The sequence below is a fragment of the Moorena producens 3L genome, assembly GCF_000211815.1.
Classification (GTDB): Bacteria; Cyanobacteriota; Cyanobacteriia; order Cyanobacteriales; family Coleofasciculaceae; genus Moorena; species Moorena producens.
In genome coordinates this window covers 1-8323 of sequence record NZ_GL890853.1, presented here as the reverse complement: position 1 = coordinate 8323, position 8323 = coordinate 1, and the positions used below count along the sequence as shown (strand labels likewise).

Genomic DNA, 8323 nt, shown 5'->3' with positions numbered 1-8323 from the left:
TGCTTCCGCTCCCCTTTGGGACGTCGAACTAATTTACCAGAGCTTAACTTAGAACCTTTATTTGCCGATGACTCACCTTCGCTATTGCTTACAGCTGCTAGTTGGTCAGAATATTTTTCGGCTGTCGTGCGAATCCGTTGGGCATCCGATTCTGTAATCGTGCTACTGTGACTTTTAACTGCAATATTGAGTCCTTCACAGATGCTCAAAATTTCCTTGTTGTCCAAATTCAATTCCCGTGATAATTCGTAAATTCTGACTTTGCCGCTGTTCATGCACTATTCCCCTGTCGTACCTACTTGTTGTTAAACCATACTCAACTACTCGAATGACTTTTTACTTGATCAAGCTTTATTGGAAAGCTTAAACGATAAGATAAGCGATGCTCAACAGATAATCAACCATCCATGCTTTTTCGTTGGTGTGTTCACCTCAACGGTAGTTTGATAAGTTTATCTATTATCGCGTGCTTCTTTCCTGTGAAAAAAGCCAAGCAGCATTCAACATTGACGGTTCGGTTAAACCGCCTAATCAGCGCGTATGCCTTTAAAGGTAGCTAGCGTATAATCAAAGTAAATTCACCTCCTTAAGAAACCAGAGCATCAATAGAACTAATGACTTCCTTTCTATCCTAACGATTACTTATGTTCGCCGGACGAACATACATGGAAGCTTTTTCGGCTAGATTCACCCTTTAATTACCTAAATTGGGTTTGGTTGGCATGGTAGCTAAACGCTGCCATAAAGTTTCGTACAGATTTTTTGGCACCGATGCACGCAGTGATCGCCCCAGTCGGTTTTTCTTTTGAGCCGCCGCTAGGCAACTCAGTTGAGGACATAAGTAAGCCGAACGACCCATACCCTGATCTAATTGTACCTTTCGTGACGGATAGACTCGGACAATACGCCAAAACTCCTGTTTTGGTGCTACTTTCCGGCAGCTAAGACAACGTCGATAGTTGGGTTTCATACGGGTTTTCGGTTTGGAAAATCTCAAAAGTCCTCCTTCTTTAAAGGGTACGGTAGATGGAGGCTTGTAGGGCGTTTGCGATTGGGCAAACACCCTGTTTACGTGATTGACTTACCCAAATGAAACCAAAAATCAATGCCAGAGGGCGGTAAAAAGGGTGTGGGCTAACCGGTGGTGTGAAACCGGTGCTGTGAGCAGAAGATGAAAAACTATAGTAGAGATAGTCACACCCTTGAGAGAAGGAGGAATAACACAAGAAGAAAATCACCACACCCACCGGGAGTAAGGGGTAGAATGGGATAGGGGGTAGAGTAACCCAGCAGAAGTGGAAGGATTGAATAAGTCATTGGTTTGGAAGAAAACTGTCAAAGAATTCTTGACCACAGCCGAGACCCTGCACCCCACTACCATTCTAAACCGACAAGCTTAGGGGTATCATTTTATACCATTCCCATTCTCAACCTTGGCCAAACTTTCCTCACCTCAGGGTTAACCCCTAAAATTACTTATTCTTCTTGAGTACTCAAATCAAGCACTGGCTCAGCATCAAGCACATTTTCTGGTGTTTCTACTCCTTCTTGGTAATCTTCCTGTAACTCACTGCTATCGACATCATCTTCTTCTAGGCTCTCCTGTTTAGAAATGTCTGTAGTGTCTTTTTTGTATTCCGCAGCATCTTTAATGTCAATCTTCCAACCCGTAAGGCGGGCAGCAAGGCGAACTATTTTGTCCTTCTTTGCCTATAGCTAAACTCAGCTGGTCTTCTGCTACTAAAACATGAGCTTGACGTTCTTCTGGATTGACTAGTAGCACCTGATCAACTTGGGCTGGGCTAAGAGCGTTAGCAATATAGGTAGATGGGTCAGGAGACCAACGAATTACGTCGATTTTCTCACCTCGTAATTCATTCACCACAACTTGAATGCGGGAACCTCTAGCACCAATGCAAGCTCCCACCGGATCAACATCTCGCTCCAGGGTATCTACAGCAATTTTAGTCCTTGGTCCGACATGACGAGAAGGAGGATTAGCTTCCCGTGCTACTGCAACAATCCTTACCACCTCATCGTCTATTTCTGGGACTTCGTTGCTAAACAGATCGACCACTAATCCAGCCGCCGCTCTGGATACCACCAGCTGAGGACCACGGTGAGGGCCTTCCCGGACTTTTTTGAGATAAACCTTAAAGGTGGAGTTAATCCGATAGTTATCATTGGGTAGCTGTTCCCGTTTGGGCAGTTCGGCTTCTACCTCTGGCCGACCAAAACCACTGCTGAGCGCCATAATCACAGACTGCTGCTCAAACCGTAGCGATCGAGATTGCAGAACGGTTCCTTCTAGGTCTTGAAACTCTTCCTTAATCAGCTTACGCTGCTGGTCTCGGAGTTTTTGAGAGAGCACCTGTTTGGTTTGAATCGCTGCCATGCGACCAAACTCTCCTTGGTCTGGAGTCACATCCAAAACCACTGAGTCTCCCAATTGTGCTTCAGAGGCAACTTCCTGGACTTCTTTGAGAGAAATTTGATGGTCACTATTTTGTACCTCTTCGACAATGGTTTTGGTAGACAAAACGCGGAAGCCTTCTTCTTCAATATCAAGATCGACTTCAAAGTTGTCAAAATATTCTTCGTCAAAATGAAATCGTTGGTCTAGCCGTTGAGAACGGCGATAGCGCTCATACCCTTTTAGCAGTGCTTCTCTTAATGCCTGTTGAACTGCAGACCTAGGTAAATTGTGGCTTTGACTAATTTCTTCTATCATTGCCTTAAGTCCAGGCAAACTAACTATTGACATCAGCAAATCTCCGTCTTAAATCTATCCATGGCAATTGTCTTGGGATTTAAAGTAAATCAAGTTCAACTTCAATCCTGAGCCTTGAAGCTTGTACGGGAGAAGCACTTGTAGATCATAGTCAAGCCATTGTCTTTACAAGTACTGCACGCCTACCAACCTTCAAGCAAAATTTAACCCCCATCATCGAGTTTTACTCTGGACACGAGCTGACGGGGAATGGCAAACGCACGACCCTTGAGATTGAGATAAACTCCGCTCTCATCCCGGCGAATTAACTGCCCACGCCACTCTTGCTGCCCCTGATAGGGTTCAAATGTCTGAACAATCACACCAAACCCTTTGAAAGAAATGAATTCTCGGTCTGTGGTTAAGTCCTGTGTGATCCCAGGACTGGAAATTTCCAAAACGTAGGTGTCTAAAATGATTTCCTTAGCATCTAACTGAGCTTCTAAAGCACGACTCATGCGTTCACAGTCATCCAAGCTAGTGTCACGGATGGGGTTGCGGATATAGACACGCAGCACGGGTGGGCGTCTGTTGGTCTGGAAGAGAGCCTCTACAATCTCTAATCCTAAATCTTGAGCCAATGGCGTTGCCAAATCGATTAGTTGTGGAATCAGGGGATGAGTCATGGCACCAATCCAATAAAAAAAGTGGGGTCAACCCACTTCATGGCAAAATCTTTTCCAAGAAGTCTAACCGCCCAAAAGCTTCTGCACATCTAGTTAGCACAAGCCCAATCTCTAGTTACTGGTCTTGAGCTATTGGTCACAAGGTCATGGGCTCGAAGACTCTAAACCCTAGGACAAACCGGAAACTTCCCGCAGAATCATTGATTAGGAGTTACCAGCTTGCCGTTGCTATGTTTGAGTGTGACAGCTCCCACACTGACTCGTTGAGTTCAGTGTAGGCAACAAGCGCCAATCCAGCTATTGCTTTCGGCAAAGCCGACGCTACGCGAAGGTCGCCGCTGGGCTTTAAGAACGGACTGCCCTCTCTTGATGCAAAGCGCGAGTGGGGGAAACCACGCCAGTTGCTCATGGGGGGAACCCCCAAGACCGCACTGGCTCCCCAAGACCGCTTAGGTGCCCTTGACCTAGGCGAATTAAATTCGCCACGGGTCGCACCTCGGCATCGCTGCCGCTCTGTTTTCTTGGTCTTTTTTTTAAAACTGTTGTGCTGACAAACCAGCATTTTTGGCTTTGTTTATCAGTACCCATATTATAGCAATTCCATGCATACCCTGTGCAAAATTAATCCCACACTCATGGCGTAGCATTGAGATGTGGGGCTTCTTTTGCCGGAAGCTAACGCAATTAGCAGCTCAAATGCTTGCCTGATCAAAACTTGAACATGGGGAGTGTTGACGTCTAATCCCTGCTTGGTGTCTGGTGCGTCGGCACTTTCCCACTCCAGAGCCTTAACCTCAGAGCAAGCTGACCCTAGAAGTCAACTTGGTTTTTGTTGACCCATAAGTATTTTAGCTTATGGGCATTATTCGGTCAAACTGTATGATGATCTCTGACTATTTACAATAATTAAAAAAAATGTTTATTTTTTGAATTTCTATATTTTTTGGCTCTACCGAAATTGCTATCTAAAACTTTTAATAAATAATTATTATAATCCTTATGGGGCTGGAGTTTTATTTGTTGAGATAATTTTTTTTATAAAAATACTGCCCAATCATCTTTAATGGTAAATAAGCGCGTTTTTATGCATACTAGGTTCGGTAGAACATATTTTTTTATTTTTAATTATCAATTTAATGGTTTTACTGTCAAGCAAAATAGTTGATATATCCGCATAGAATTTTAAAAAAATAATTAATTATTGGACTAATATTAACTTGATTTTAATACTGTTATTACTGAAATCTTTGACGAATTGCTCTGGTTTCATCTAAGATTTTATCTAAGTCTTCTTCAGATAAGCGCCGGACATAATTTATTTTGAATTCCTCTAACCAAGCTGTGATCAAATACTGAATATCCTGTAATCTATCCTTGGTCTTAATTTCTGCCCCTAAGGCTTCCCTTAAATTTTTCAGTAGGTGTTGCAGGAGTTCGTCGGCAACTGGGTCTTCTTGTATGAGAGTATTAATCCCATCATAGAGTGCCTGAAAAATGTTTTTCACCAATTCCTCTGTTAGTTGCTTCTGGAATTGTCCCAGTCCTGGTACATTCTGAAGTCCCTGATAAAGTGTGGACTGTTTAAGCCCCATGTCCACATAGTGTTTCATGAGAGCCTCTAGATCAGGACGAATTTTGGGTAAGACTTGATCAACCGTCATCTTTACCATGATGGTGGTGAGTTCTGACACTTCATCAATGTCATTAAGGTCAATGTAGGGGCGGACTTCCTGTTGAGACAACCATTTGGTAATTTCACCCCGGCTAATGGAGCCCTGAACTTCGTTAATAACTTGAATGACGACCACTTCTGTCATCTCTTGAGCAATACTGGCAACAAATCCGGAGCGGATTTCTCTGCTAATGGCACTCAGGTCTATTAATTTAGCTTGACCTAAGCGAATGGTAACAGGAATAATTCGTAACCACCGCCATAAGGGTATTAGTAAAAATATGTCATACCAGCGCCACAGCATGGCATCTTGCCACTTGAGTCCAGAATGACGGCGACTGATCAACCAGGTACGAGCCAAAAACTCGGTACTAAATAAAATAAAAAATGGGAAGTCAATCAGTCCGAATAGGTCTATAAATTCGCCATTTTCTCCAATTGGACGGTAATAGTTAGTTTCTATTAAGGGTTTAATCTCGGTGTTAAAAAATACCAAACCTTCCTCTTGACTATGACTTGCTAAGTACTTTTGAGTCCAGAACTGCATAAATGACTCTTTTGCTGAATCCTCAGGATTTGGTATCTGCTTACGCATCTTATTTTTAATCTTTTCCAAGTTTCCGGTTTTATTGGCTACTTGAAAAGGATTGGTGCCAATCATTTCTGAGCTAAGTTCGCGCAGCTCCTTGAGTTTTTTTTCTACTTCTATAGATTCTTCTATAGAAGATAATCCTATCTTGTTAATCTGGTTTTCCAGTTGATCAACTTTGTCCAAATATTTTTTGGTATCTCGGTTGTCTTCAATACCTTTAACTGGGTCGTAGAGCGGAGTGATATCAGGAATGGGAATCGAGACGGGAAAGCCTTTGGATTTGAGCGGACCAATGGTAAAGCTAAATACCTGAATTTTCTGATTTAGCCAGAAATCCCTTAAGGGGATATAGCTGAGGTCAAACAACACCAACAGCAGATTAATCAAGGCGATGATCGCCATTAATCTTTCAAACCAAAGAATGCGGCGAGTTTGAGCTTTATTAGGTATTTTGACGAATTTTTCTAATTTTTGTAAAGATGACATCGGGAAACTTGGGCTTTATACCACTAGATGGTGATGTTTAACTCAGATGCATTGAGTTTCTTGGCGCAGCCATTCCTTCCTGATAATACAGTTCTAGCGGCTTTTTTAGGATTTATTCTGATTCAGTAGTGTTGATCTTGAGAACTTAAAGTATTTAAGCACTTAGTAACAATACCGGGTTTGCAGCATTCGTGAATTGAATTGCTATAAATTTTCAGATTTGATTTGAAAGCGCTATAGTACGAAACTAGGGCGTGTGTTCACACCCTAGTTACAACTGTATTTAAAAAACTTTTTGAGTCCCTTAGCGCATTGTGACAAACTCTTCTGCAGAACTGGGATGAATTCCAACAGTAGCATCAAAGTTAGCTTTGGTAGCTCCGGTTTTCAATGCGATCGCAATTCCTTGAATAATCTCTGCTGCATGGTCTCCTACCATATGAGCACCCAAGACTTTGTCAGTGTTTTGGTCAACCACTAACTTCATCAGGGTTTTTTCATCCCGACCGGGTAGGGTGTAGTACATCGGTCTGAACCGAGAACGATAGACTTTTACCGCATCCCCATATTTATCTCGTGCTTCGGCCTCACTTAGACCAACAGTAGCTGCTTCGGGTGTGGTAAAAATTGCGGTTGGAACATTCTCGTAGCTCATGATCCGGGATTTGCCACCAAATACGGTATCGGCAAAGGCACGACCTTCATTAATCGCAACAGGAGTTAAGTTCATGCGGTTAGTACAATCCCCTACGGCAAAGATATGATCTTCTGTGGTAAGACTGTACTTATCGACTGCGATCGCACCATTTTCAATTGCTACTCCAGTATTCTCTAAACCTAGATTCTGGATATTGGGTATACGACCTGTAGCAGCTAAACTGACAGCATCAGCAATTATACTTGTTTGTGATTCTCCTTGTACCGTTACATTCAGACCAGCTGATGTCTTTTCAATAGCGATGATCCTACTGTTATTTAGCACCCGGATCCCATGCTTCTCCATGGCTTGTTGAATCTCAGAACCGATTTCAGCATCAAATCCCCGTAAAATCTGATCACGACGAATAACCACTGTCACTTCAGAGCCTAAACCATTGAGAATACAGGCAAACTCGACACCAATATAGCCACCCCCAAGAATCACGATCCGCTTCGGTTGTTCCTTGAGGTGGAAAATATCATCAGAGGTAATCGCGTGTTCAATGCCAGGAATATCGGGCTTGACCGGATGTGCTCCCACTGCAATCAAGATTTTGTGTGCAGTTACTTTGCGTCCGCCAATGTCTATGGTGTGGGAATCCGCGAACTTAGCATAACCCTGAAACAGTTCCACTTTGGACTTATCCAACATACGTTGGTAAATGCTATTGAGGCGTTCTGTTTCCTGATTGACTGCTGTGATCATTGTTGTCCAGTCGAGGGTACTGTGTACCTTACTCCAGCCATATCCCTGTGCCTCTTCAAATTGATCAGGAAAATGGGAGGCATAAACCATCAGCTTCTTAGGAATGCAGCCACGATTTACGCAAGTTCCACCTAAACGGTCAAATTCTGCAATGCCTACTTTTGCCCCATATTCTGCGGCTCGTCTAGCTGTAGCAATTCCTCCGGAACCTGCACCAATAACGAATAAATCAAAATCGTAGCTCATGACTCTCCCAAACTTCTGAATTACTATTCGGTTGAAAGATTACTGATTCTTGGTATATAAAAGCAATAGCTGTCGGAGGGAAAATTTTACTGATCGCCCAAGGTAATTATTGTTGTATCACTCTCAAGTCAATCCACGATGATCAGGACTTACACACCAAACTGAAAACAGTAGAGGCATTGCCGGTAACGCCTCTACTGATAAAGCTTTAAGTAAGGTCGGAGGGATGTTACTTTTTAGCTGACTTCAAGTATGCCAGCATTGTATCTGCATCTGAGACCTCGAAGGGATCGGTAGGGCAGTTATCTGCATAGCCTGGTTCTACAAACATTTTTTCAATCTTGCCGTCATCTACCACCATAGAGTAGCGCCAAGAACGCATACCAAAACCGAGATTATCTTTTTCTACCAACATCCCCATTTTGCGGGTGAATTCCCCATTACCATCGGGTAGCAAGAAGATATTCTGAACCCCTTGCTGTTTGCCCCACTGGAACATCACGAAGGCATCGTTGACCGATAAGCA

The 8323-nt window shown here is 43.1% G+C and carries 7 protein-coding genes and 1 pseudogene; all 8 read right to left on the bottom strand.

Annotated elements, in window-relative coordinates:
* On the bottom strand, positions 1–275 hold a 275-nt coding region (locus LYNGBM3L_RS38210; RefSeq protein WP_008182534.1), incomplete at its 3' end, for a translation initiation factor IF-2 N-terminal domain-containing protein.
* 419 nt (positions 276–694) lie between these two features.
* Entirely contained in the window at positions 695–970 is a 276-nt protein-coding gene (locus LYNGBM3L_RS11185) for a YlxR family protein (protein ID WP_044492698.1), read from the bottom strand.
* 506 nt (positions 971–1476) lie between these two features.
* Positions 1477–2764, bottom strand: a pseudogene (gene nusA, locus LYNGBM3L_RS11180) (transcription termination factor NusA).
* 170 nt (positions 2765–2934) lie between these two features.
* Complete coding sequence (gene rimP / locus LYNGBM3L_RS11175; protein ID WP_008182529.1) at positions 2935–3396, bottom strand: ribosome maturation factor RimP; 462 nt, start codon at positions 3394–3396, stop codon at positions 2935–2937.
* 405 nt (positions 3397–3801) lie between these two features.
* Entirely contained in the window at positions 3802–3984 is a 183-nt protein-coding gene (locus tag LYNGBM3L_RS40370) for a hypothetical protein (protein ID WP_131827260.1), read from the bottom strand.
* Between the two features lie 647 nt (positions 3985–4631).
* Positions 4632–6146 (bottom strand): hypothetical protein, encoded by a 1515-nt coding sequence (locus LYNGBM3L_RS11165; protein ID WP_008182523.1) that lies wholly within the window; start codon positions 6144–6146, stop codon positions 4632–4634.
* Positions 6147–6450: 304 nt separating this feature from the next.
* A complete protein-coding gene (gene gor, locus LYNGBM3L_RS11160) occupies positions 6451–7797 on the bottom strand; it encodes a glutathione-disulfide reductase (RefSeq protein WP_008182520.1) in 1347 nt (448 codons plus the stop codon).
* 229 nt (positions 7798–8026) lie between these two features.
* On the bottom strand, positions 8027–8323 hold a 297-nt coding region (locus LYNGBM3L_RS11155), incomplete at its 5' end, for a redoxin family protein (protein ID WP_008182518.1).

Bases quoted from the DNA above. Each gene is read 5' to 3' on its own strand.
- gor (WP_008182520.1), bottom strand. From the start codon at position 7,797: ATGAGCTACGATTTTGATTTATTCGTTATTGGTGCAGGTTCCGGAGGA.
- LYNGBM3L_RS11165 (WP_008182523.1), bottom strand. From the start codon at position 6,146: ATGTCATCTTTACAAAAATTAGAAAAATTCGTCAAAATACCTAATAAA.
- LYNGBM3L_RS40370 (WP_131827260.1), bottom strand. From the start codon at position 3,984: ATGGGTACTGATAAACAAAGCCAAAAATGCTGGTTTGTCAGCACAACA.
- LYNGBM3L_RS11185 (WP_044492698.1), bottom strand. From the start codon at position 970: ATGAAACCCAACTATCGACGTTGTCTTAGCTGCCGGAAAGTAGCACCA.
- rimP (WP_008182529.1), bottom strand. From the start codon at position 3,396: ATGACTCATCCCCTGATTCCACAACTAATCGATTTGGCAACGCCATTG.